Here is a 22,381-nt window from a genome sequence, read left to right as displayed (position 1 = left end):
TGAACGGTGTCAACGGTGTCGAGTCGGGTGACGATGGCACGCGTGGTGGCGATGGTGGTGCCGGCGGTGCCGGTGGTGTCGGCGGCAGTGGTGCGGTGGCCGGTGCGCACGGCGCCGGTGGTGTGGGCGGTAACGGCGGTAACGGTGGGCAGGGTGCGCACGGTGCCAATGGCGCCAACGGCAGTGCCCAGCAGATCGCGGGCCAGGCCGGTCAGGACGGTGGCGCCGGTGGCAATGCCGGTAAGGGCGGTGCCGGTGGTGACAGCGGCAACGGCACCTTCGCGGGCGCCGGCAGTGACGGCGTGGCCGGCGTGGGTGGCAATGGTGGTGCCGGTGGCACCGGTCTCGACGGTGTCAACGGCACCGCCGGTGCGGTGGACGGCACTGCCGGTGGTGCCGGTGGCGCCGGCGGTAACGGTGGTAAGGGTGGTCTGAACACCGATGGTTCGGTGGCTGCGACCGGTGATGGTGGTACCGGTGGTGCTGGTGGCCGTGGCGGTAATGGTCTGAACGGTGTCAACGGTGTCGAGTCGGGTGACGATGGCACGCGTGGTGGCAATGGTGGTGCCGGCGGTGCCGGTGGTGTCGGCGGCAGTGGTGCGGTGGCCGGTGCGCACGGCGCCGGTGGTGTGGGCGGCAACGGCGGTAACGGTGGGCAGGGTGCGCACGGTGACGCCGGTGCCGCCGGTGACGCCGGGCACCGCGACGGCTATGCCGGGCAGAACGGTGGCGCCGGAGGCGACGCCGGTAAGGGCGGTGCCGGTGGTGACAGCGGCAACGGCACCTTCGCGGCCGCCGGAGTCGGCGGAGTCGGCGGTATCGGCGGAGACGGTGGCTCGGGCGGCGCGGGTGTGGCGGGCGTCAACGGCACTGCGGGTTCGGTGGACGGCACCGCCGGCGGCCACGGCGGCGCCGGCGGCAGCGGCGGTAAGGGCGGCCTGAACGCAGACGGTTCCCAGGCCGTGACCGGCAACGGCGGCGTCGGTGGTGCCGGCGGCGCCGGTGGTAACGGTTTCAACGGCAGCAACGGCACGGCACCGGGAGCAGACGGCTCCGACGCCGGTAACGGCGGTGCCGGCGGTAACGGTGGTGTCGGTGGTACCGGCGCCAACACCGGTGCGCACGGCGCCGGTGGCATGGGTGGCAACGGCGGTAACGGCGGTAACGGCGCCGATGGTCTCAACGGCGCCAACGGCGACGCCCAACACCTGGACGGCTACGCCGGTGGCGTGGGCGGGTCCGGTGGTGCTGGTGGCGCGGGAGGTGCCGGCGGCTCGAGCGGCGGCGGCACGTTCGCCTCGAACGGTGGCGACGGCGCCGGTGGCTACGGCGGAAACGGCGGCTTCGGTGGGAACGCCTTCCACGGTGCTGACGGCAGCGCCGGCCACCGGGACGGCTTCGACGGCGGACACGGTGGCGCCGGCGGTGCGGGCGGCGACGGTGGTGCCGGAGGTGGCACGACCGGCGTTGGCGGTCGTGCGGGCAACGGTGGTGGCGGCGGCCAGGCCGGCAACGGTGGCGACGGCGCGAACGGAACCGCAACCGACCCCGACGGCGGAAACGGTGGGCGCGGCGGCAACGTCGGTGCGGGCGGCGCCGGCGGCACCGGTGGCACGGGCGCGACCAGCGGTGCGGACGGCAATGCCGGAAGCACCCCGACCAGCGGCGGCAACGGCGGCAACGGTGGTGCCGGCTATGACGCGGCCGCTGATGCGGGTGCTGCGCCGGGAACCGCCGGTGGCAACGGTGGTGCCGGCGGTGCTGCCGGTGACCGCGGCAACGGCGGCGCCGGCGGAAACGGTGGCAATGGCGCTGCGGGTACTGCCGGTGCGGACAGCACTGCGGTGGGCGTTGCCGGCTCTGACGGGACGGTCGGCGGTGCCGGCGGTGCCGGTGGCGCCGGTGGTGCGGGCGGCTCGATTGCCGGTGCCGGTGGCGCCGGCGGCCTCGGTGGCGACGGTGGTGCCGGCGGCCATGGTGGCGCCGGGTTCGACGGCGCGGACGCCACGGTCCCCGGCGGTGATGGCGGTACCGGTAGCAGCGGCGGTAACGGTGGCGCCGGTGGTGCCGCTGGTGCCGGCGGTGCCGGCGGCAGCGCGACCAACGGTGCCGTGGGTAACAACGGCAACGGTGGTGACGGCGGTGCCGGCGGTAACGCGGGCGCGGCCGGCGACGGCGGGCACGGTGCGAACGGCAACGCCGCCAATCCGCACGGCGGCAACGGCGGCCGCGGTGGCGACACCGGCACGGTCGGCGCCGGCGGCGCGAGCGGTGCGGCCGGCAGCGGCGGGGCGGGCGGTTCCGCCGGCACCAACGGCGCCGACGGTGTGGCACCTGCCAGTGGTAACGGTGGTAACGGTGGTGCCGGCTATGACGCGGCCGCTGATGCGGGCGCTGCGCCGGGAACCGCCGGTGGCAATGGTGGTGCCGGTGGCGACGCCGGTGACCACGGCAACGGCGGCGCGGGCGGAAACGCTGGCAACGGCGCCGCGGGTCTTGCCGGTGCGGACAGCACCGCGGAGGGTGTTGCCGGCTCCGACGGCACTGCCGGCGGTGCCGGCGGTACTGGTGGTGCCGGTGGTGCGGGCGGCTCGGTCGTCGGTGCCGGTGGCACTGGTGGCCTAGGCGGTAACGGTGGTGCCGGCGGCCATGGTGGTGCTGGGTTCGACGGCTCGGACGCCACGGTGCCCGGCGGAAACGGTGGCGCCGGCAGTGACGGTGGCGATGGTGGTGCCGGTGGTGCCGCTGGCGCGGGCGGTGCCGGTGGCAGCGCGACCAACGGTGCCGTGGGTAACAACGGCAACGGTGGTGACGGCGGTGCCGGCGGTAACGCGGGCGCGGCGGGCAACGGCGGCCAGGGAGCTGCCGGTGGCGCAGCCAACCCCGACGGTGGTCAGGGCGGTCGCGGTGGCGACACCGGCACGGCGGGAGCCGGTGGCACCGGCGGTGCGGCCGGCAGCGGCGGGGCCAGCGGAACGGGTGCCGTCGGCAACGACGGCACCGACGGTGACGCCGCGCCGATCAGCGGCAACGGCGGTAGCGGTGGTGACGGCTACAGCTCCAGCGATGGCTCGGCCGACGGCGGTAACGGCGGCGCCGGCGGCGACGCGGGTGTCAACGGCAACGGTGGTGACGCCGGCAAGGGCGGCGACGGCAACAACGGTGGAGCCGGTGGTGCCGGTGGTGCCGGTGGCACCGAATCCGGCAGCGGCGGCGCCGGCGGCGACGGCGGTAACAGCACCGGGGCCGGCGACGGTGGTGTCGGCGGCGCCGGCGGGAACGCCGGCAACAACGGCAACGGTGGCGACGCCGGCAACGGCGGCGCGGGAAGCCAGACCGGCTCCGGTGGTGACGGCGGCGCCGGCGGCCACGGCGGCACCGACACGGGCGACGGCGGTCGCGGCGGGCACGGCGGCAGCGGTGGCATCAGCGGCGGTGACGGTGGCGCCGGTGGCAACGCGGGCGCCGTCGGCAACGGTGGCGACGCCGGTGACGGCGGCGACGGACTCGCCGGCCGAAACGGCGACGACGGCACCGTGCCCGGTGAAGCCGGTGGTGCCGGTGACGCGGGTGGTTCCGGTGGTGCCGGTGGTGCCGGCGGTGCGGGTGGCTCGGTGTCGGGTAACGGTGGCGCTGGTGGCGCGGGTGGTATCGGTGCGGCTGGTGGTGCCGGTGGCGACGGCGCGACCGGTGTGGCCGGTTCGTTTGCCGGTGGTGACGGTAACGGCGGTACCGGTGGTGCGGCTGGCGCCGGTGGCAAGGGTGGCGATGGCGGTGCCGGTGGTGCCGGTGGTTCGGCCACCAACGGCAGTGCGGGTAACCAGGGCGCCGGTGGCGGTGCCGGTGCCGGTGGTGACGCGGGTAAGGCCGGTGACGGTGGCGCGGGTGCGGCCGGCACGGCTGGTAATACGACCGGTGGTAACGGTGGTGACGGCGGTGCGCTGGCCACCGGTGGTGCCGGTGGTACCGGTGGCGCGGGATCGTCTGCGGGTGCCGATGGTGCTGATGGAGGCGACTCGGCGGCGCATGGTCCGCAGGGCAATGGTGGTGCCGGTGGTGCCGGTTATGACGCGGCCGGTGACCCGGGTGCGGCGTCGGGCACCAATGGTGGTGACGGTGGTGCCGGTGGTAACGGCAGCGCGATCGGCAACGGTGGCGCCGGTGGTGCCGGTGGTAACGGCAAGGCCGGTATCCACGGTGCCGATGGTGCCGCGAACTCCGGTGAAGCCGGTGGTGCCGGTGACGCGGGTGGTTCCGGTGGTGCCGGTGGTGCCGGCGGTGCGGGTGGCTCGGTGTCGGGTAACGGTGGCGCTGGTGGCGCGGGTGGTATCGGTGCGGCTGGTGGTGCCGGTGGCGACGGCGCGACCGGTGTGGCCGGTTCGTTTGCCGGTGGTGACGGTAACGGCGGTAACGGCGGTACCGGTGGTGCGGCTGGCGCCGGTGGCAAGGGTGGCGATGGCGGTGCCGGTGGTGCCGGTGGTTCGGCCACCAACGGCAGTGCGGGTAACCAGGGCGCCGGTGGCGGTGCCGGTGCCGGTGGTGACGCGGGTAAGGCCGGTGACGGTGGCGCGGGTGCGGCCGGCACGGCTGGTAATACGACCGGTGGTAACGGTGGTGACGGCGGTGCGCTGGCCACCGGTGGTGCCGGTGGTACCGGTGGCGCGGGATCGTCTGCGGGTGCCGATGGTGCTGATGGAGGCGACTCGGCGGCGCATGGTCCTGGGCAATGGTGGTGCCGGTGGTGCCGGTTATGACGCGGCCGGTGACCCGGGTGCGGCGTCGGGCACCAATGGTGGTGACGGTGGTGCCGGTGGTAACGGCAGCGCGATCGGCAACGGTGGCGCCGGTGGTGCCGGTGGTAACGGCAAGGCCGGTATCCACGGTGCCGATGGTGCCGCGAACTCCGGTGAAGCCGGTGGTGCCGGTGACGCGGGTGGTTCCGGTGGTGCCGGTGGTGCCGGCGGTGCGGGTGGCTCGGTGTCGGGTAACGGTGGCGCTGGTGGCGCGGGTGGTACCGGTGCGGCTGGTGGTGCCGGTGGCGACGGCGCGACCGGTGTGGCCGGTTCGTTTGCCGGTGGTGACGGTAACGGCGGTACCGGTGGTGCGGCTGGCGCCGGTGGCAAGGGTGGCGATGGCGGTGCCGGTGGTGCCGGTGGTTCGGCCACCAACGGCAGTGCGGGTAACCAGGGCGCCGGTGGCGGTGCCGGTGCCGGGGGTGACGCGGGTAAGGCCGGTGACGGTGGCGCGGGTGCGGCCGGCACGGCTGGTAATACGACCGGTGGTAACGGTGGTGACGGCGGTGCGCTGGCCACCGGTGGTGCCGGTGGTACCGGTGGCGCGGGATCGTCTGCGGGTGCCGATGGTGCTGACGGAGGCGACTCGGCGGCGCATGGTCCGCAGGGCAATGGTGGTGCCGGCGGTGCCGGTTATGACGCGGCCGGTGACCCGGGTGCGGCGTCGGGCACCAATGGTGGTGACGGTGGTGCCGGTGGTAACGGCAGCGCGATCGGCAACGGTGGCGCCGGTGGTGCCGGTGGTAACGGCAAGGCCGGTATCCACGGTGCCGATGGTGCCGCGAACTCCGGTGAAGCCGGTGGTGCCGGTGACGCGGGTGGTTCCGGTGGTGCCGGTGGTGCCGGCGGTGCGGGTGGCTCGGTGTCGGGTAACGGTGGCGCTGGTGGCGCGGGTGGTACCGGTGCGGCTGGTGGTGCCGGTGGCGACGGCGCGACCGGTGTGTTCGTTTGCCGGTGGTGACGGTAACGGCGGTACCGGTGGTGCGGCTGGCGCCGGTGGCAAGGTGGCGATGGCGGTGCCGGTGGTGCCGGTGGTTCGGCCACCAACGGCAGTGCGGGTAACCAGGGCGCCGGTGGCGGTGCCGGTGCCGGGGGTGACGCGGGTAAGGCCGGTGACGGTGGCGCGGGTGCGGCCGGCACGGCTGGTAATACGACCGGTGGTAACGGTGGTGACGGCGGTGCGCTGGCCACCGGTGGTGCCGGTGGTACCGGTGGCGCGGGATCGTCTGCGGGTGCCGATGGTGCTGACGGAGGCGACTCGGCGGCGCATGGTCCGCAGGGCAATGGTGGTGCCGGCGGTGCCGGTTATGACGCGGCCGGTGACCCGGGTGCGGCGTCGGGCACCAATGGTGGTGACGGTGGTGCCGGTGGTAACGGCAGCGCGATCGGCAACGGTGGCGCCGGTGGTGCCGGGGGTACGGGTGCCAGCGGTGCTGCGGGTGTCACGGATGGCTCCGGTAATGGCACCGACGGCGGCAACGCCGGTGCCGGTGGCCGCGGTGGTGCCGGTGGTGCCGGTGGCTCGGTGTCCGGTGACGGCGGTGTCGGTGGCGCCGGCGGTGTCGGCGGTGTCGGCGGTACCGGTGGTGCTGGTCTCGAGGGCGTCGACGGTGCGGATGCGGCGGCCGGCAGTGGCGGCAACGGCACGGCCGGTAGTGACGGCGGCGACGGTGGCAGCGGTGGTGCCGGCGGTAAGGGCGGCGACGGCGGTGCCGGTGGTACGGCCACCAATGGCAAGGCCGGTGCGCAGGGTGTCGGCGGTGTCGGTGGTGCCGGTGGTGACGCCGGCGCTGCGGGCAACGGCGGTGACGGCGGTGCCGGTGCCGGTGGCGGCGGCGGTGCGACGGCCGGCGCTGGTGGTGCCGGTGGTGACGGCGGCGAGCGCGGTACCGCCGGGGCCGGTGGCCAGGGCGGTAGCGGTGCCGGTGGTGCGGCTGCCAATGGCCAGCAGGGTGCGGAAGCTGCCGGTACCGGTAACGGCGGCAACGGCGGCGACGGCGGTAACGGCGAAGCCCTGACCGGTCAGGCCGGTGGTGACGGTGGTGCCGGCGGCAACGCCGGGACGGTCGGCGACGGTGGCGCCGGTGGTGCCGGGGGTACGGGTGCCAGCGGTGCTGCGGGTGTCACGGATGGCTCCGGTAATGGCACCGACGGCGCTGACGCCGGTGCCGGTGGTCGCGGTGGTGCCGGTGGTGCCGGTGGCTCGGTGTCCGGTGACGGCGGTGTCGGTGGCGCCGGCGGTGTCGGCGGTGTCGGCGGTACCGGTGGTGCTGGTCTCGAGGGCGTCGACGGTGCGGATGCGGCGGCCGGCAGTGGCGGCAACGGCACGGCCGGTAGTGACGGCGGCGACGGTGGCAGCGGTGGTGCCGGCGGTAAGGGCGGCGACGGCGGTGCCGGTGGTATGGCAAGTGCGCAGGGTGTCGGCGGTGTCGGTGGTGCCGGTGGTGACGCCGGTGCTGCGGGCAACGGCGGTGACGGCGGTGCCGGTGCCGGTGGCGGCGGCGGTGCGACGGCCGGCGCTGGTGGTGCCGGTGGTGGTGGCGGCGAGCGCGGTACCGCCGGGGCCGGTGGCCAGGGCGGTAGCGGTGCCGGTGGTGCGGCTGCCAATGGCCAGCAGGGTGCTGAGGCTGCCGGTACCGGTAACGGCGGCAACGGCGGCGACGGCGGTAACGGCGAAGCCCTGACCGGTCAGGCCGGTGGTGACGGTGGTGCCGGCGGCAACGCCGGGACGGTCGGCGACGGTGGCGCCGGTGGTGCCGGCGGTACCGGTGCTGATGGTGCTGCGGGTGTCACCGACGGTGACGGCAATGGCACTGCCGGTGGTGACGCGGGTGCCGGTGGCGCCGGTGGTTCCGGCGGTAAGGGCGGCTCACTGTCGGGTGATGGTGGCGTCGGTGGTGTTGGTGGCGCTGGTGGCGTCGGTGGCGCCGGCGGTTCGGGGACCAACGGTTCGGCGGGTGCCGACGCGGTGGCCGGCAGTGGCGGCAATGGTTCGGCTGCTGACCACGGCGGCAGTGGTGGCGACGGCGGCAAGGGTGGCGCCGGTGGTGCCGGCGGTGCCGGTGGTTCGGCGACCAATGGCAGTGCTGGTGGCCAGGGTGTCGGCGGTGTCGGTGGCGACGGTGGTGCTGCCGGTGCCGCGGGCAACGGCGGTGACGGCGGTGCCGGTGCCGGCGGCGGGGCCAACCCGACTGCGGGTGCCGGTGGTGCCGGCGGTGACGGCGGTGACCGCGGCGCTGCCGGTGCCGGTGGCCAGGGCGGTAGCGGTGCCGGTGGTCAGGCTGCTGACGGCCAGCAGGGTGCTGAGGCTGCCGGTACCGGCAACGGCGGCAACGGCGGCAACGGCGGCGACGGCGAAGGCTTCGGTCAGGCCGGCGGCGACGGCGGAAAGGGCGGCAACGCCGGAACGGTCGGTAACGGTGGCGCCGGTGGTGCCGGCGGTACCGGTGCTGATGGTGCTGCGGGTGTCACCGACGGTGACGGCAATGGCACTGCAGGTGGTGACGCGGGTGCCGGTGGCGCCGGTGGTGCCGGCGGTAAGGGCGGCTCACAGTCGGGTGATGGTGGCGTCGGTGGTGCTGGTGGCGCTGGTGGAGTCGGTGGCGCCGGCGGTTCGGGGACCAACGGTTCGGCGGGTAGCAGTGCGGCGGCCGGCAGTGGCGGCAACGGCACGGCCGGGGGTGACGGTCGCGACGGTGGCAACGGTGGCGCTGGTGGTAACGGTGGTGCCGGTGGCTCCGGTGGTTCGGCGACCAATGGCAGTGCTGGTGGCCAGGGTGTTGGCGGTGTCGGTGGCGACGGTGGTGCTGCCGGTGGCGCGGGCAACGGTGGCGACGGCGGTGCCGGTGCCGGCGGCGGGGCCAACCCGACTGCGGGTGCCGGTGGTGCCGGTGGTGACGGCGGTGAGCGCGGTGCTGCCGGGGCCGGTGGCCAGGGTGGTAGCGGTGCTGGTGGTCAGGCTGCTGATGGCCAGCAGGGTGCTGAGGCTGCCGGTACCGGCAACGGCGGCAACGGCGGTAACGGCGGTAACGGCGAGCCCCAGACCGGTCAGGCCGGCGGCGTCGGCGGTAAGGGCGGCAACGCCGGACCCGACGGCGACGGCGGTAAGGGCGGCAACGGTGGGGCCGGCGGCCAAGGTACGACCGGCGGCACTTCGCCGGTTAAGGGCGGCCCGGGCTACACCGGCGGGATCGGCGGAGTCGGTGGCGCCGGCGGCGACGGCGGCATGGGCGGCTGGAACTCGGGCGATGGCGGCGCCGGCGGTAACGGCGGCGTCGGCGGCACCGGTGGTCGTGGCGGCCCGGGCCAGAGCGGTGAGACCGGAGAAGCGGGTGGTGGCACTGGCTACCAGGGCGGACCCGGCGGCGGCGGCGGTATCGGCGCTGACGGCGGTGCGGGCGGAAACGGTGGCACAGCGGCCAACGGCAACACAGGTGCCGGCGGTAACGGCGGTAACGGCGGTAGCGCCGGGACCGGTGGCGGCGGCGGTACCGGCGGTACCGGCGGCCAAGGAACAGAAGACCATCCGAGCGGTGGCCAGGGCGGCCCCGGTGGCTCTGGTGGCGCCGCCGGGACAATCGGTGGTCAGGGTGGCGCCGGTGGTGTCGGCGGGCCGAACGGTCAGGACGGTTCTAACGGCGGCACGGGCAAGGGCGGCAGCATGGGCCACCAAGGCGCGTACGGCGCGAACTACTGATCGAGGTCGACGACCCTCGACAGAGACGCAGTACCGGGAGGCCCCGCACGCATGGCGCGCGGGGCCTCCCGGCCATTGCATGGTGGGCGGCTACGTGCCGTGGAACGAGATCGTCGAACTGCCACGCCGCAGATGTGCCAACCGGAAAGGGCCACGGCCTAGCAACGGGGATGGTGTTCCGCATGGATCAGGGTCGCTCACGACCAACGCGACGAGCGGTCAACGGCGACAACGCGGCCACCGACCCATGGGTGCTTCAGGGGCTCACGTGCGCCGGCAGCGACGCCTCGTCAGGGCTCGCAGATGACGATCGGGATCTCCCGATCAGTCCAGGCCCGGTAATTGGCGAAGTCGGGGTACATCGCGTCGAGCTTGGGCCAGTACTCGGCCCGCTCGGCATCGCTGGCATCGCGGGCACGCAGCGACAGCACCTCGTTACGGATGCGGAAGCTCACCTGCGGGTTGGCCTTGAGATTGAAGTACCACTGCGGGTTGTTGGCGCGTCCGCCCTGGGACGCCACCAGGATCACCCGGTCGCCTTCCCGCAGAAACAACAGCGGGGACTCCCGCAGCTGGCCGGATTTGCGACCTGTCGTGGTGAGGATGCCCACCTCGGGAACGTCACCGAAACGCTTGGATCCCAGCCGCCACTTTCGGCCGACCCGGCCACCGGTCGCCTTGTAGGCCCACGTGTTGGCGCGAGACATCCACTTGATGAAATTCCCGGTGGCCGGCGAATCGAGAGCCTTCGGCTTCTCGGGTATGTCTCGGTTGCTCACGGATTCACTCTAACGGTGGATGAACGGACGAATCCCGGCGCGGATGTGGTGGATGACAGCAGTGCCGTCTGGGCTTTCGGCGGGAATCCGGAAAACCTCGTCGACATGGGAGCACACCCGGGCCCCCAGTAGCGACGGTTTGGTGATGATGTCGTAGACCGCCCGGACGTCGTCGCCGTCGATGCTGTACTCCGGCAGCGTCGCCGCCGAGATCAATCGGAATTGCGGACCGCGGTTGAGGCTGCGGCGCAGGTGGTTTCCCGAGAACCCGGTCTTGATTCCGACCTCGATGCGGACACAGTCCGGGCTGAACCGGACCGCAGCGGCGTCATGGCTGACCAATGCGTCGATATAGGCCTGCGCCGCGGCGATGCGCTCGCTCTCGGGAACCGGAGCCACTAGATGCGCTCGATGATGGTGCCGGTCGACAGTGCTCCGCCGGCACACATCGTGATCAGGGCGGTCGACTTGTCGGTGCGCTCGAGCTCGTGCAGTGCCGTGGTGATCAACCGGGCGCCGGTGGAGCCCACGGGGTGGCCCAGGGCGATGGCCCCGCCGTTGACGTTGACCCGGTCCATGTCCGGTTTGTGGACAGCGGCCCAGGACAGCACGACCGAGGCAAAAGCCTCGTTGATCTCCACCAGGTCGATGTCGCCGATCTTCATCCCGGCCTTCTCCAGCACCTTCGCGGTGGACTGCACCGGACCGTCGAGGTGGTAGTACGTCTCCGAGCCGACGTTGGCCTGGCTGATGATGCGGGCACGGGGCTTGAGCCCCAGCGCCTTGGCCTTGTCCTCGTCCATCCACAGCACCGCGGCGGCCCCGTCGGAAATCTGCGACGAGGTACCGGCGGTGTGGATACCGCCCTCCATGACGGGGTTGAGTGCGGCAAGGCCCTCGGCTGTGGTGTCACGCAGGCCCTGGTCGCGGCTGACGATGTTCAGCTCGGCGGTGGGTTGCTTGTTCTCGTCGATGACCGGGGCCTCGATCGGGGAGATCTCCCGGTCGAATCGGCCCTCGGCCCAAGCCTGCTTGGCCAGCTGCTGGGACCGCAGCCCGAGCGCGTCCACGTCGGCGCGGGTGATGCCCCGACGCTTGGCGATGCGCTCGGCCGCCTCGAATTGGTTGGGCAGGTCGATGTCCCACGACGCCGCGCGGGCGCCGCCGCCGTTCGCGCCGAGGGGAACCCGGCTCATCGCCTCGATGCCGCAGGCGATGCCGATGTCGATGGCGCCGGCGGCGATGAGGCCGGCGATCAGGTGGTTGGCCTGCTGCGCGCTGCCGCACTGGCAGTCGATGCTGGTGGCGCCGACATGCTCGGGCAGCCCGGCCACCAGCCAGGACTGCCGGGTGACGTTGTTGCCCTGCTCGCCGAACTGGGTGACACAGCCGCCGATGACCTGCTCGACGCTGCCCGCGTCAATGCCGGCCTTGGTGATCAGTGCCTTCTGCACCGCCCCGAGCAGTTCGGTGGCGTGCAGGCCGGACAACCAGCCATTACGTTTGCCGATAGGGCTGCGGGTGGCTTCGACGATGACAGGATTACCCATGCGGCCAGGCTAGAACACGTTTCATTAGTCTGACAAGCGAGGATGCGGCACTGCCTTTGATCTGCGGTCGGGGCGTGTTTCAATGGTCGCAATCAGGCACTAGACGGTGTTGTTCCTGCTTCCGGGTTCAAACGTCGTCGAACCGACAGTTACCTACCGAACACCCTAGGAGTAGAGACATGGGCTGCCCCGCCATCCCCAGCGACTTCGACTTCCTCGACTCCGAGATGAGCCTGAAGGGCCTTCCGGTCCAAGAGCTCGCTGAGCTGCGTAAGTCTGAACCGGTGCGTTGGGTCGACGTTCCCGGGGGGACCGGAGGTTTCGGCGACAAGGGTTACTGGCTGGTGACCAAGCACAAGGACGTCAAGGACGTCTCGCTGCGCAGCGACGTCTTTTCCAGCGCCATGAACGGCGCGATCCCGGTCTGGCCGCAGGAGATGACTCGTGAGGCGGTCGACCTGCAGCGCGCGGTCCTGCTGAACATGGATGCGCCGCACCACACCCGGCTGCGCAAGATCATTTCCCGGGGCTTCACCCCCCGCGCTCTGTCGCGGCTTGAGGACGAGCTGAAGGCGCGCGCACAGAAGATCGCTGAGACCGCCGCGGCGGCCAACACCGGAGACTTCGTCGAGCAGGTGTCTTGCGAACTGCCGCTGCAGGCCATCGCCGAACTGCTCGGTGTGCCCCAGGACGATCGGGACAAGCTGTTCCGCTGGTCCAACGAGATGACCGCCGGTGAAGACCCCGAGTACGCCGACGTGGACCCGGCGATGTCGTCCTTCGAAGTCATCAGCTACGCCATGAAGATGGCCGAGGAGCGGGGCGTGAACCCGACTGATGACATCGTGACCAAGCTGATTCAGGCCGACGTCGACGGTGAGAAGCTCAGCGACGACGAGTTCGGCTTCTTCGTCATCATGCTGGCGGTGGCCGGCAACGAGACCAGTCGCAACTCGATTACGCACGGCATGATCGCGTTCTCGCAGAACCCCGACCAGTGGGAACTGTTCAAGCGGGAACGGCCGCAGACCGCCGTGGACGAGATCATCCGTTGGGCCACACCGGTTTCGGCCTTCCAGCGCACGGCGAGCGTCGACACCGAGATCTCCGGCGTCAAGATCAAGGCCGGCGAGCGCGTGGTGATGTCCTACCGTTCGGCCAACTTCGACGAAGAGGTGTTCGACGACCCGTTCACCTTCAACATCCTTCGCGACCCGAACCCGCACGTCGGTTTCGGCGGTACCGGGGCGCACTACTGCATCGGCGCCAACCTGGCCCGCCTGACCATCAACCTGATCTTCAACGCGGTCGCCGACCACATGCCCGATCTGAAGTCGATCGGCGAGCCGGAGCGGCTGAAGTCGGGCTGGCTCAACGGCATCAAGCACTGGCAGGTCGACTACTCGGGTAAGTGCCCGGTCGCGCACTGAGCAGACTGACGGCGTAGACGAATCAAGGAGGATTCGGGTGGATTTCACACCGAACCCGGAGCAGCAGGCTGTCGCCGATGTGGTGACCTCGGTGCTCGACCGAGAGAACACCTGGGAAGCGCTCGTGTCCGGGGGAGTCGCGGCGCTGGGTGTGCCGGAGCGACTGGGCGGCGACGGCCAGGGGCTCGCGGAGCTGGCCACCGCACTGACTGAGATCGGCCGGCACGGCACCATCGGTCCTGCGCTGGCAACCCTGGGTCTGGGCTTGGTGCCGCTGCTGGATCTGGCGTCCGAAGCTCAGCAGGACCGATACCTGGCCGAAGTCCCCGCCGGTGCGGTGCTGTCGGCTGCGCTGAACGAGCCCGGACAACAGTTGCCGGAGCACCCCAAGACCAGCTATGCCGATGGAAAGCTCAACGGCGTCAAAACCGGTGTGGCGTACGCCGAGACCGCGGCATGGCTGATCGTCTCCTGCGATCAGGGCGTGGTGGTGGTCTCTCCTGACACCGCCGGGGTCACCCTCACCAAGACCCCGACGTCGAACGGATCCGACGAATACGTGGTGACCTTCACCGACGTTGCGGTAGAGCAGTCCGACGTCCTCGCGGGCGCCGGCGTGCGTCGCCTCAACCAATTGGTTCTGGCGGCCACGGGAGCGTTCGCGGCGGGGCTGGTGGCCGGCGCCCTGCGACTGACCGCCGACTACGTCGCGACCCGCGAGCAGTTCGGCCGCCCGCTGTCGACGTTCCAGACGGTGGCGGCACAACTCTCCGAGGTCTACATCGCCTCTCGGACAATCGATTTGTTGGCCACCTCCACGGTCTGGCGGCTGGCCGAGGGCCTTGATGCCGACGAAGACCTGAGCATTCTGGGCTATTGGTTGACCTCGCAGGCCCCGCCGGCGATGCGACTCTGCCACCACCTGCACGGCGGTATGGGTATGGACATCACCTATCCGATGGACCGCTACTACTCCTCGATCAAAGACGTGACTCGGTTGTTGGGTGGTCCGAACCACCGCCTGGATTTGGTGGGAGCGTAATGTTCATCGACCTCACGCCCGAGCAGCGGGCACTGCAAACCGAACTCCGGGAATACTTTTCGACTCTCATCACGCCCGAAGAGGCTCAAGCGATGGAGTCCGATCGCCACAATGAGGCCTACCGCGCGGTGATCAAGCGGATGGGCAGCGACGGCAAGTTGGGGGTCGGCTGGCCCAAGGAGTACGGCGGTCTGGGGTTCGGCCCCGTCGAGCAGCAGATCTTCATCAACGAGGCCAACCGCGCCGACATCCCGCTGCCGATGGTCACATTGCAGACCGTCGGCCCCACCTTGCAGGCACTCGGCACCGAGGAACAGAAGAAGAAGTTCCTGCCCGGAATTCTTTCCGGCGACGTGCATTTCGCAATCGGCTACTCCGAGCCCGACGCCGGCACCGACCTCGCCTCGCTGCGCACCACTGCGGTCCGACACGGCGACGAATACATCGTCAACGGACAGAAGATGTGGACCACGGGTGCGCACGATGCCGACTACATCTGGCTGGCCTGCCGGACCGATCCGACCGCGGCCAAGCACAAGGGCATCTCGATCCTCATCGTCGACACCAAGGACCCGGGCTACTCCTGGACGCCCATCATCTTGTCCGATGGGGCTCACCACACCAACGCGTCCTACTACAACGACGTGCGGGTCCCGGCCGACATGCTGGTCGGTGAGGAGAACGGCGGCTGGAAGCTCATCACCACTCAGCTCAATCACGAGCGGGTCGGTCTCGGTCCGGCCGGTCGGGTGGCCGGCATCTACGACCAGGTACACGCCTGGGCGTCCAAGCCCGGATCCGACGGCGTCACCCCGATCGAGCACGACGACGTGAAGCGGCTGCTGGGGCAGATCAAGTCGATCTGGCGGATCAATGAACTGCTCAACTGGCAGGTCGCCGCGTCCGGCGAGACCATCGCCGTGGCGGACGCCGCCGCCACCAAGGTCTTCTCCACCGAGCGGATCCAGGAAGTGGGCCGCCTGGCCGAGGAGATCGTCGGGCGGTTCGGCAACCCAGCGGACCCGGAGACCGCCCAGGTACTCAACTGGCTGGACAAGATGGCCAAGCGCAACCTGGTGATCACCTTCGGCGGCGGGGTCAACGAGGTGATGCGCGAGATGATCGCCGCCTCGGGCCTGAAGGTCCCGCGAGTGCCACGATGAGTCGAGGAGACCGATGAGCGACCTTTCCTCCGGGATCGAGCAGATACTGGCGTCGGGCCGCAGCAAGCCACGGTCCGGCCGGGATCCGGTGAACCAGCCGATGATCCGCCATTGGGTCGACGCGATCGGCGACACCAACCCGATCTACACCGACGAGGCCGCCGCCCGTGCGGCGGGACACCCGGGAGTAGTCGCACCGCCGGCCATGATCCAGGTGTGGACGATGATGGGCCTGGGTGGGCAGCGTCCCGCCGACGACCCGCTGGGCAAGGTCATGGACCTGTTCGACGGCGCCGGCTACGTCGGAGTGGTGGCCACCAACTGCGAGCAGACCTACCATCGCTATCTGCAGCCCGGCGAAGAGGTCAGTGTCACCGCTGAGGTGACCGACATCGTGGGCCCTAAGAAGACCGGCTTGGGCGAGGGCTACTTCATCACTCAGAAGATCCGCTGGTGGGTCGGCGAAGAGAACGTCGCCGACATGATCTGGCGCATCCTCAAGTTCCTGCCTGCAGACAAGGAGGAGCCGGGCCCGTCAGCGGCGGTACCGGAGGACCTTGATCCCGACAAGATGATGCGCCCGTCGTGGTCGAAGGACTCCCAGTACTTCTGGGACGGGGTGGCCGCGCACGAACTGCGTATCCAACAGCGGCCGGACGGCAGTCTGCAGCATCCGCCGGTGCCCGCAGTCTGGAAGGACAAGACCGAGACCACCGACTACGTCGTTTCCAGCGGCCGGGGAACGGTGTTCAGCTACGTGGTGCACCACGCGCCGAAAGTCCCCGGCCGCAGCCTGCCGTTCGTGATCGCACTGGTCGAGCTGGAGGAGGGCGTGCGGATGCTAGGTGAGCTCCGCGGCGCCGACGCGGCCGAGGTCAAGATCGGAATGCCGGTTCGCGCAACCTTTCTCGATTTCCCTGCCAGCGATTCCGGGCCCGCATGGACGCTGTACGCCTGGGAGCCTGTGGAAGGAGACAGTCAATGAGTGCTCCGACGGTCGAGGTGGGCACCAAGCTGCCCGAGCTGAAGATCTACGGCGACCCGACGTTCATCGTCTCCACGGCTATCGCCACCCGCGACTACCAAGACGTGCACCACGACCGAGACAAGGCGCAGGCCAAGGGATCCAAGGACATCTTCGTCAACATCCTGACCGACACCGGACTGGTTCAGCGTTACGTCACCGACTGGGCCGGATCCAACGCGGTGATCCGCTCGATCGGCCTGCGGCTGGGCGTGCCGTGGTACGCCTACGACACCGTCACCTTCTCCGGTGAAGTGACCGCCGTCGAAGAGGGCCTGATCACCGTGAAGGTTGTGGGCAACAACAGTCTCGGCGACCATGTCATCGCCACCGCCACTCTCACCCTCGGGGAGGCATGATGTTGTCCGGCAAGGCGGCTATCGCCGGCATCGGCGCGACCGACTTCTCCAAGGCATCCGGGCGCAGCGAACTGCGTCTGGCCGCCGAAGCGGTGCTCGACGCCCTCGACGATGCGGGCCTGAAGCCCTCCGACGTCGACGGCTTGGTGACCTTCACCATGGACTCCAACCTGGAGACCGCCGTTGCGCGTGCCACCGGAATCGGCGATCTGACGTTCTTCTCCCAGATCGGTTACGGCGGCGGTGCCGCCGCGGCCACCGTGCAGCAGGCTGCGCTGGCGGTGGCGACCGGCGTGGCCGAGGTCGTGGTGGCCTACCGGGCTTTCAACGAGCGTTCGGAGTTCCGGTTCGGCCAGGTGATGACCGGCCTGACGGTCAACGCCGATTCCCGCGGTGTGGAGTACAGCTGGTCCTATCCGCACGGGCTGAGCACCCCGGCGGCCTCGGTGGCGATGATCGCCCAGCGCTACATGCACGAATACGGCGCCACCAGCGCCGATTTCGGCGTGGTCTCGGTGGCCGACCGCAAACATGCCGCCACCAACCCCAAGGCGCACTTCTACGGTAAGCCGATCACCATCGAGGATCACCAGAACTCGCGATGGATCGCCGAACCGTTGCGCCTGCTGGACTGCTGCCAGGAGACCGACGGCGGGGTGGCGATTGTCGTGACCACCCCGGAGCGGGCCCGCGACCTCAAGCACCGCCCCGCAGTCATCGAGGCGGCAGCCCAGGGCGCCGGGGCCGACCAGTTCACCATGTACTCCTACTATCGCGAGGAGCTGGGGCTGCCCGAGATGGGCCTGGTCGGCAGGCAACTGTGGGCGCAGTCCGGTCTGACACCGGCCGACATCCAGACCGCGGTGCTCTACGACCACTTCACCCCCTACACCCTGATCCAGCTGGAGGAGTTGGGCTTCTGCGGCAAGGGGGAGGCCAAGGACTTCATCGCCGGCGGTGCCATCGAGCTCGGCGGCAGGTTGCCGATCAACACGCACGGGGGCCAGCTCGGCGAAGCCTATGTGCACGGCATGAACGGCATCGCCGAGGGCGTGCGCCAGCTGCGCGGAACCTCGGTCAATCAGGTCGAAAACGTCGAGCACGTCCTGGTCACCGCGGGGACCGGCGTTCCCACCTCTGGCCTGATCCTGGGTTAGTTTCCCTCGCCCCAGCTCTCGGGCAGCAGCGGCATGGTCGGGCTGTCGGCGAAGTTGCTCCCGCCCAGCGTGGCCAATCCGGCTGCGGAGGTGTTCGCCGCGGCGTAAGCGCCGGTGAATCCGAGTCCGCCGGCACTGCTTGCAGAGGGCCGGGCGCAGGTGTCCCGGCCGGCCTCGGGAGACGGCGTGCTGTCGGCATAGACCCGGATGAACTCGTCTGCGCGCCCCCGGGCGCTGCGGCGTCGCCGGCCGCGGGCGCGGTCTCGTGCGGCAGCGGCCACCGCGGCCTCTTCGGCGGCCTGCTCCGGGGTCACCGCTTTGGTCACCCCGCGGGTGCGGGCCTTGGACGCCATCCAGCCGGCCGAGCCGGGCGGCCCGATCACGTACGGCGGGAAGAAGCCCGGCCCACCGGCGGGGGGCGGTGACGACGGCGGCATCGAACTGGGCGGAGCGCTGGTTGCCGGCACCGACGCCGATGGGGGAAGTGCGGCGGTAGCCGAAGCGGGAGGGGCCGGGGCGGGCGTCGTAGCGCCGGCGGTCGGCAGCATCGGGGTGACCGGTTCCAGGGGCACAGCGGCGACCGGCGGGGGCTGGATTCCGGCCAGTCCGGCCAAGCCGGCGGCCCAGCCCAGGTTGCCTACCGCCAGCGTCAGAGCCGGCTGAAGCAGCGCCGGTGCGAACTGATTCAGGGTGGAGGCGATCTGGGCGGCGTGAAAGGTCAGATCTGCCATGATCCACGACAGGTCGCTCATGAACGCCCCGGGATTGGTGAGCAGGTCGTTCAGCAGGATCTCGCCGTAGTGGCCGAGTTCGCCGAAGAATTCCGTCCACCACTCCAAGTCGGCGGGGGTCAGCGAGCCGTCATGGGTTCCGCCGCCGCCGTGGTCGTGGTCGTGATCGCCGCCGCCGTGGTCGTGGTCGTGGTCATCGTGATCGCCGTGATCGCCGTGGTCGTCATGGTCGTGGTCGTCGTGATCGTGATCGTGCTCATCGTGGTCGTCATGGCCGTGCTCGTCGTGATTGACGACGGCCGGTGCCGGGGTGAGCTGGGGAGCGGACGCGAGCGCTGCGCCGGCGACCGCTTCATAGCCGGCCATCGTGGTGGCGGCCTGGACCCACATCCGAACGTAGTCGGCCTCGTTGAGCGCAATCGGAATGGTGTTGATGCCGAAGAAATTGGTGGCGACCAGCACCCCGTGGACGGCGTGGTTGGTGGCCAGCTCGGCCAGCGTCGGCATGGCCGCCAGCGCGCTGACGTATGCGGCGGCCGCCGTTTCGTGCTGGGCGGCGTGCGCGGCACTGTCGGCGCTGGCGGTCGCCAGCCAGGCCAGGTAGGGCAGATGCGCGGCGCGATAGCTTTCGGCGCTCGGTCCCTGCCATGCCGCTGCCGCGGTGGCGCCGAGCACCTCCCGCAGCGCCTCGGCGACAGCGGTGTACTCCGCGCTCAGCGATGACCACGCGTTGGCGGCAGCCAGGACGGGACCCGGCCCGGGGCCGGTGCTCAGTGCGGCCGAATGTACTTCTGGCGGAGATGCCATCCATACCGGCGCGGTCATGCCGCTCACCATATCGAAGATGAATGTCATTTTCAATTAGGTGCCGCAGGGGCGCGGACGCCGGCGCGGGGGCGCGGCGGGGGAGGCTAAGCCGGGACCAACTCCACGTCGTTGAGGATGGCGGCGTCGTCGCGTGAGGGTGCCACGACACTGCCCACCAGCCGGTCGCCGTCCTTCCACAGCCGGGCCAGCAGGGTCTCGCCCGGGAAGACCACGCCGGCGAACCGGGCGCCGAAGGAGCGGACCGCTCCGGCGTCACCGCCCAGCGCGGTGTCGACCGCGGCCTTGCAGGTCATGCCGTAGGTGCACAGCCCGTGCAGGATCGGGCGGTCGAAACCGGCTGCGGCGGCGAATGCGGGGTCCGAATGCAGCGGGTTGCGGTCGCCGCAGAGTCGGTACAACAGCGCCTGTTGCGGCGCCACCGGAATATCGATCTCGAAGTCCGGTGCGCGGTCGGGCAGTTCGCTCGCCGTCGACGGTCCCCGCTGGCCGCCGAAGCCGCCTTCGCCGCGGGCGAAGATCGACCGGTGCTGCGTCCACAGGGGAGTGCCGTCGGTACTGGTGACCGAGGTCTCGAGCACCACCACCGCGGCTTTACCCTTGTCCCACACGTCGGAGATCCGGCTGATCGCGCGGGCACTGCCGGACGGCGGCAGTGGCGCCGGTACGGTGACCCGCTCCGAGGCGTGCAGAATCTTGGCCAGGTCGATCTCGACACCGGGCCAGCTCACCTTCGGCGGCTCCACTTCGTTGAAGGAGGCGGCGACGCAGCCGAAGGTGGGCAGCACCTGCGGGCTGCCGTCGACGACGTAGCTCAGCTCCCGCGGGTCCATCGGGTCCGACCCGGCGCCCAGCGCCAGGTTGTAGAGCTGCACATTGGTTGCGGTCCAGGAGAATTCGACCTGGCCGAACTCTGCTCCCAGTGCGACCTCGAGATCGATCGCCATATCAGGCCTTTCCGGTTTGCGCGCCAGCGATGTCGAGAGCGGCCAGGTAGCCGAATGTCATGGCGGGGCCGATGGTGCCGCCGGGCCCCGGATAGGTGTGGCCCATCACCGGAGCGCTCACGTTGCCGGCCGCGTACAGCCCGGCGATGACGGTGCCGTCGTCGCGCAGTGCCCGGCCGTTCACGTCGGTACGGATCCCGCCCTTGGTGCCCAGGTCTCCGGGCACCAGCTTGGCGGCGTAGAACGGGCCCTGAGCGATCTGGCCCAGATTGGGGTTCGGCTTGTTGGTCGGGTCGCCGTAGTAGCGGTCGTAGGCGCTCTCGCCGCGATGGAAGTCCTCGTCCACGCCGTTGCGGGCGAACTCGTTGAAGCGCTCGACGGTCGCGCTCAATGCGGCGGCCGGCACACCGGTCTTGGTTGCCAGCTCCTCGAGGGTGTCGGCGGAGACGATCACGCCCGACTCCAGCCACTTCTTGGGAATCCGCTGCCCCGGCTGCAGGCCGGCGAAGATGTAGTTGTTCCGGTAGCGCTGGTCGAAGACCAGCCACGCCGGCACGTTCTCGCCGGGTCCGGGGCCTTGACCGTACTGGCCGCCGTACATGTGGTGGCAGGCCTCGACGTAGGGCATCGACTCATTCATGAACCGCTTGCCGGCCATGTTCACGATGATCGATCCGGGCGAGTTGCGCTCCGAGAGCGCGAACCACGGCGCCCCGGGCAGCGGCACCGTCGGCCCCCACCAGGAGTCCTCCATGATGTCCAGTGCGGCCCCCAGCTTCTCGCCGGCCAGAATGCCGTCGCCGGTGTTGGCCGTTGCCCCCACCGTCCACTCGGTGGTGATCGGGGCGCGCTGGTACTTGACCCGCATCTGTTCGTTGTGCTCGAAGCCCCCGCTGCCCAGGATCACCCCGCGCCGGGCCCGGATCAACCGCGGCTCCGCCGATTCGGGGTCGGATGCCCCGCGTACGTAAACGCCCCGGACCACGCCGTCCTCGACATACAGGTCGCTCAGCGCGGTGTTGAGCTCGACGGGGACACCGGCCTCGCGCAGGCCGATGCGCAGCGGCGCGATCAGGGCGCGGCCCATGCCGACCAGGTTCTTGCCGGTGGCCTGCGCCCACATGGTGCGGGCGCCGACTTTCAGGCTGCGCAGCATCCCGCGCGGGTGGCGCTTGAGCTGGTTGAGCCGAACGTAATCCTGCTGCATGACCACCACGTTCAGCGGCACCTTGCCGTAGGCCGGCTCCAGGCCGGCCATGTCGGCGCCCAGCTTCTTGGCGTTGAACGGCTTGGGCTCGATGGAACGTCCGGTCGGCTTGCCGCCGGGCTGCTCGGGGTAGTAGTCGGCGTAACCGGGAACCCAGCACATCTTCAGCGGTGAGTGCTTCAGCACGAACGACAGCATCTCCGGCCCGCGCTGCAGGTAGGTGTCGATCTTCTCGGCCGGCACCACGTCGCCGATGATCGTGTGCAGATAGGTGCGCGCCGCCTGCGGGTCGTCTTTGACCCCCGCGCGCTGCAACACCTCGTTGTTGGGAATCCACACACCACCGCCGGAGCGGGCGGTCGAGCCGCCGAAGTGGGCAGCCTTCTCGATGACGATGGTGGACAGTCCGTGGTGGGCGGCAGTCAGCGCGGCGACCATACCGGCGCCGCCGCTTCCGACCACGACGACGTCGTACTCCTGTTCGGCCATGTAGAACACGTTATAAAACCGCCCCACCCGGGCGCCAGTTGGCTGGCCGTACTGCCCGGCCGGCCCCGCGGAAACGACTCCCCAGCCTGCTGGTAATCCGGCTGTTCCGGGCCGGTTGAGCCCAGCCGGCCACCAGGTAGAACGTGTTCCATTTCCGCCTCGTCAGCGGGGTCTTTATGCCCTTTTTCC

Annotated in this window: 15 protein-coding genes; 9 read left to right on the top strand and 6 right to left on the bottom strand. The window is 70.5% G+C overall.

The window, feature by feature from the left end:
• Positions 1-1,136 precede the first annotated feature (1,136 nt).
• The 3 genes from G6N14_RS21540 to G6N14_RS21530 all read left to right on the top strand — a co-directional run bounded on the left by G6N14_RS21540 (position 1,137) and on the right by G6N14_RS21530 (position 9,489).
• Complete coding sequence (locus G6N14_RS21540; protein ID WP_456085368.1) at positions 1,137-4,754, top strand: hypothetical protein; 3,618 nt, start codon at positions 1,137-1,139, stop codon at positions 4,752-4,754.
• Positions 4,657-5,754 carry a hypothetical protein gene (locus G6N14_RS21535; RefSeq protein WP_163787188.1) on the top strand — a complete coding sequence of 366 codons (1,098 nt, stop codon included), beginning with the start codon at positions 4,657-4,659 and terminating at the stop codon, positions 5,752-5,754. Before G6N14_RS21540 ends, G6N14_RS21535 begins: the two co-directional genes overlap by 98 nt.
• 564 nt (positions 5,755-6,318) lie before the next feature.
• The gene (locus tag G6N14_RS21530; RefSeq protein ID WP_163787186.1) at positions 6,319-9,489 is read left to right on the top strand and encodes a PE family protein; all 3,171 of its coding nucleotides are present in this window, start codon (positions 6,319-6,321) and stop codon (positions 9,487-9,489) included.
• 290 nt (positions 9,490-9,779) lie between these two features.
• Here G6N14_RS21530 and G6N14_RS15335 read toward each other — a convergent pair whose 3' ends face one another.
• The 3 genes from G6N14_RS15335 to G6N14_RS15325 are packed head-to-tail and all read right to left on the bottom strand — an operon-like array spanning position 9,780 to position 11,818.
• On the bottom strand, positions 9,780-10,268 hold the full coding sequence (locus G6N14_RS15335; RefSeq protein WP_085135631.1) for a nitroreductase family deazaflavin-dependent oxidoreductase: 489 nt from the start codon (positions 10,266-10,268) through the stop codon (positions 9,780-9,782).
• Between the two features lie 9 nt (positions 10,269-10,277).
• A complete protein-coding gene (locus G6N14_RS15330) occupies positions 10,278-10,667 on the bottom strand; it encodes a DUF8021 domain-containing protein (RefSeq protein ID WP_085135630.1) in 390 nt (129 codons plus the stop codon).
• Positions 10,667-11,818 (bottom strand): steroid 3-ketoacyl-CoA thiolase, encoded by a 1,152-nt coding sequence (locus G6N14_RS15325; RefSeq protein ID WP_085135629.1) that lies wholly within the window; start codon positions 11,816-11,818, stop codon positions 10,667-10,669. Before G6N14_RS15325 ends, G6N14_RS15330 begins: the two co-directional genes overlap by 1 nt.
• 179 nt (positions 11,819-11,997) lie before the next feature.
• Between G6N14_RS15325 and G6N14_RS15320 the strand changes: the two genes are divergently transcribed.
• Genes G6N14_RS15320 through G6N14_RS15295 form a run of 6 tightly spaced genes read left to right on the top strand, consistent with a single transcriptional unit; the run spans position 11,998 to position 17,993 of the window.
• Entirely contained in the window at positions 11,998-13,248 is a 1,251-nt protein-coding gene (locus G6N14_RS15320) for a cytochrome P450 (protein WP_085135628.1), read from the top strand.
• Between the two features lie 37 nt (positions 13,249-13,285).
• Positions 13,286-14,290: an acyl-CoA dehydrogenase family protein gene (locus G6N14_RS15315; RefSeq protein WP_085135627.1), complete on the top strand. Its 1,005-nt coding sequence runs from the start codon at positions 13,286-13,288 to the stop codon at positions 14,288-14,290.
• Entirely contained in the window at positions 14,290-15,453 is a 1,164-nt protein-coding gene (gene fadE29 / locus G6N14_RS15310) for an acyl-CoA dehydrogenase FadE29 (RefSeq protein WP_085135626.1), read from the top strand. Before G6N14_RS15315 ends, fadE29 begins: the two co-directional genes overlap by 1 nt.
• Before the next feature lie 13 nt (positions 15,454-15,466).
• Positions 15,467-16,438, top strand: coding sequence for a bifunctional MaoC family dehydratase N-terminal/OB-fold nucleic acid binding domain-containing protein (locus tag G6N14_RS15305; RefSeq protein WP_085135625.1), 972 nt, complete (start codon positions 15,467-15,469; stop codon positions 16,436-16,438).
• The gene (locus G6N14_RS15300; protein ID WP_085135624.1) at positions 16,435-16,836 is read left to right on the top strand and encodes a MaoC family dehydratase; all 402 of its coding nucleotides are present in this window, start codon (positions 16,435-16,437) and stop codon (positions 16,834-16,836) included. The genes G6N14_RS15305 and G6N14_RS15300 overlap by 4 nt, the downstream gene beginning before the upstream one ends.
• Positions 16,836-17,993, top strand: coding sequence for a 17-hydroxy-3-oxo-4-pregnene-20-carboxyl-CoA lyase (locus G6N14_RS15295; RefSeq protein ID WP_085135623.1), 1,158 nt, complete (start codon positions 16,836-16,838; stop codon positions 17,991-17,993). Before G6N14_RS15300 ends, G6N14_RS15295 begins: the two co-directional genes overlap by 1 nt.
• Here the strand turns inward: G6N14_RS15295 and G6N14_RS21380 are convergent.
• The 3 genes from G6N14_RS21380 to kstD form a co-directional block, all read right to left on the bottom strand.
• Positions 17,990-19,549, bottom strand: coding sequence for a PPE domain-containing protein (locus G6N14_RS21380; protein WP_085135633.1), 1,560 nt, complete (start codon positions 19,547-19,549; stop codon positions 17,990-17,992). The two genes, G6N14_RS15295 and G6N14_RS21380, sit on opposite strands and share 4 nt — an antisense overlap.
• A gap of 86 nt (positions 19,550-19,635) precedes the next feature.
• Entirely contained in the window at positions 19,636-20,496 is an 861-nt protein-coding gene (locus tag G6N14_RS15285) for an enoyl-CoA hydratase ChsH3 (RefSeq protein WP_085135622.1), read from the bottom strand.
• A gap of 1 nt (position 20,497) precedes the next feature.
• Positions 20,498-22,201: a 3-oxosteroid 1-dehydrogenase gene (gene kstD, locus G6N14_RS15280; protein WP_179960890.1), complete on the bottom strand. Its 1,704-nt coding sequence runs from the start codon at positions 22,199-22,201 to the stop codon at positions 20,498-20,500.
• Between the last annotated feature and the right edge of the window lie 180 nt (positions 22,202-22,381).

This window comes from Mycolicibacter hiberniae (genome assembly GCF_010729485.1).
GTDB lineage: Bacteria > Actinomycetota > Actinomycetes > Mycobacteriales > Mycobacteriaceae > Mycobacterium > Mycobacterium hiberniae.
This window is presented reverse-complemented; position numbering and strand designations above follow the sequence as displayed.